The 1599-nt window shown below is 39.0% G+C and carries 3 protein-coding genes; all 3 read left to right on the top strand.

Features of this window, described 5'->3' with window-relative positions; all coding sequences use genetic code 11:
* Nucleotides 1-83 precede the first annotated feature (83 nt).
* The 3 genes from IQ242_RS26520 to IQ242_RS24370 all read left to right on the top strand — a co-directional run bounded on the left by IQ242_RS26520 (nucleotide 84) and on the right by IQ242_RS24370 (nucleotide 1187).
* Complete coding sequence (locus tag IQ242_RS26520; protein WP_228021195.1) at nucleotides 84-305, top strand: hypothetical protein; 222 nt, start codon at nucleotides 84-86, stop codon at nucleotides 303-305.
* Between the two features lie 265 nt (nucleotides 306-570).
* On the top strand, nucleotides 571-795 hold the full coding sequence (locus IQ242_RS24375) for a hypothetical protein (RefSeq protein WP_002755077.1): 225 nt from the start codon (nucleotides 571-573) through the stop codon (nucleotides 793-795).
* Entirely contained in the window at nucleotides 792-1187 is a 396-nt protein-coding gene (locus IQ242_RS24370; RefSeq protein ID WP_002755078.1) for a type II toxin-antitoxin system VapC family toxin, read from the top strand. The genes IQ242_RS24375 and IQ242_RS24370 overlap by 4 nt, the downstream gene beginning before the upstream one ends.
* The last annotated feature ends 412 nt before the right edge of the window (nucleotides 1188-1599 follow it).

Below are 1599 nucleotides of genomic sequence, written 5' to 3'. Positions count from 1 at the left end.
CTAGAAAGCTTACCCCACAGTAAAAATGAGTAGCGCATCTTGCCTGAACAAACTTGGGACGATCCCACAGCGACAAACCTATAATGAAAAAAAGTCAAGCCTTAACAACCATAAAATTAACCCTAAAACCCGAACACCAAAAGCTGATCGAAGCCAAACTAGATACAGGGCGTTATGCCAATCCAGATGAAATCATTGCCGAAGCCTTGCAATTACTGAGTAAATGCGATCGCTATCAACAATGGGCAATCGAGTTTGATCCCCCTCAATCCCCCGTTCGGCTGATCTCACGGCCGAAGCCTTAAAAAAGGGGACTTTCTTGAATTTGTAAGAGGTCTATTGATATTGCTGCCGAACAATTAGATCGAGGCGAAGGAATTGACGGAGAAACCGTGATCATGAGAATTAGGCATCGTTGGGAAATTAAAGAAGCATAACCGCGATCGCCTAACCCTGACTTTCAAGAACAATATAGACTCTTTTCTGCCGAACCTCTTAAATTCAGACTAAACTAGACTATCACTGCAATATCATAGACTTAGTTAAGAAAATTGTTAGAGAACCTTAACCATGCTCAAACATTATGACGTGACCATCGAAGGCGATCGCATCCAATGGCTAGGGGAAAAGCCCAAAGCACAGAATATTCGCGCCATCATTATCATTGAAGAAGAACCATCTCCCACAACCCAGGTAAAACGAACGACCCCTGCTCATTTAATCGGTAAAGGCAAAACCTTAGGGGATATTGTTAGTCCTATTGTGGATCAAGAAGATTGGGAATGCCTAAAATGATCATCCTTGATACCCATATTTGGTTTTGGTATATCAATGAAAACTTTGAGCAATTTCCCTTAGAATGGACAGCCCAGATTCGACAAGCAGATAGCGTAGGAGTATCCCCTATTTCTTGTTATGAAATAGCCTTAGCCCATCATAAAGGTCGTTTAGCACTGGATATTCCCATCCAACAATGGCTTATTGATGCCCTAAACCCTTCAGGCATTGAATTATTGCCCTTAACTCCAGAAATTACCCTAAGAGCCGTTAATCTCTCTCCCGTTCACAAAGATCCCTTTGACCGCATTATTATTGGTACAGCCTTGGAATATCAAGCAAAACTCGCCAGTATTGATAGCTTATTTCCCAAATATCCCGAACTCAAAGATTATCTGATGTCAGCTTAGAAGCCTACTCTCCAAATCTGAAACTTTTAACTCAAAAATTGATATTGCTGCTGAACAATTAGATCGAAGCGAAGGAATTGACGGGGAAAACGCGATCATTAGAATTAGGCATCGTTGGGAAATTAGAACTCTTGCAAATTAATTATATGTTATAATGATAGATTAACTAATTTTCCCCAAAAAATTAGTTAATCTATCATTAGTGCTGAATAAAAACTTGAAGTTTAACTTTTAACTCAAAACTCTTTAGATATGCTTTAATTTGGTTATCAAAACCTCTTTATTTAAGCGGCACAAACTATCTCAATTTTTATAATTGAGAATAAATTCTCCTTGACTTGATTAATCTTTAGGCAACTTTTAAGAAGCTGCTATACCTATCCCTAACTCACAGTTATAAATAGCCGCCAAC

Source organism: Microcystis sp. LEGE 08355 (genome assembly GCF_015207185.1).
Taxonomy (GTDB): domain Bacteria; phylum Cyanobacteriota; class Cyanobacteriia; order Cyanobacteriales; family Microcystaceae; genus Microcystis; species Microcystis panniformis.
This window is presented reverse-complemented; position numbering and strand designations above follow the sequence as displayed.

Bases quoted from the DNA above. Each gene is read 5' to 3' on its own strand.
- IQ242_RS26520 (WP_228021195.1), top strand. From the start codon at position 84: ATGAAAAAAAGTCAAGCCTTAACAACCATAAAATTAACCCTAAAACCC.
- IQ242_RS24375 (WP_002755077.1), top strand. From the start codon at position 571: ATGCTCAAACATTATGACGTGACCATCGAAGGCGATCGCATCCAATGG.
- IQ242_RS24370 (WP_002755078.1), top strand. From the start codon at position 792: ATGATCATCCTTGATACCCATATTTGGTTTTGGTATATCAATGAAAAC.